Annotated in this window: 1 pseudogene; it reads right to left on the reverse strand. The window is 60.9% G+C overall.

From position 1 onward, the window contains the following. Nucleotides 1-100: 100 nt before the first annotated feature. Nucleotides 101-566: pseudogene (locus tag ABK249_RS33880) on the reverse strand (transposase); the annotation flags it as partial. Nucleotides 567-723 lie beyond the last annotated feature (157 nt).

Here is a 723-nt window from a genome sequence, read left to right on the forward strand (position 1 = left end):
ACTGGTTTGAGACCTGCTCCTGAAAGCCGATCCCGGAGGGCCGTCCCCCATCATTCACGCAGCTTTACGCTACGGTCTCAGTTCATGTCGAACTCCTTCCGCTGCTCTGCAGCACACTCTCGTCGATAAAGACGAGCCGCTTCGGATCGAAGCAGGCTTGCCAAGTCTTCCAGCGCTGTCTGTTCCGGGCAATGTCGGCTCGGCCCTGCTCAAGGACGAACAGCGTTCTTTTTGAAGCTCAGACCTTCACGGCGCATGAACTGCCAAATGGCATTATGGGGGACGGCCACGCCGCGGGCGGCCAGTTCGTCCTTCGGCCGATGCAGCGGCAGGTGCGAGGTCTGCTCGATCCGCTCGACAATGAAGGCGCGATGCGACTCCAGCACCCGCCGGCGATGGCCGCCCATCTTGCCGGGCGAGTCGCTGCCGGTCACCCGATGGCGCTGCGACCACTTCACCACTGAGGAGACGGCGATGTCGAACCGCTTCGCGACGACCCGACAGCTCTGACCGCCCGCAACTGCAGCCACGCGTTTAGGAAGATCATTCGAATAGGGTCGCGTCATCGATGCTGGCCTCCATCCCAGCACCCAGGATGAGACCCCATGTCCTTGGCCGACAGGGTGGCTCGTCTCGCATTATGTTCAGAACGAGGGTTAGCTGCAGAGCCAGAGCCTCAAACATAGGAGACGAGCCGTGGTCGATGATATCGCACTTTACGTT

It is taken from the genome of Neorhizobium phenanthreniclasticum (assembly GCF_040066075.1).
In the GTDB taxonomy this organism is placed as follows: domain Bacteria; phylum Pseudomonadota; class Alphaproteobacteria; order Rhizobiales; family Rhizobiaceae; genus Neorhizobium; species Neorhizobium petrolearium.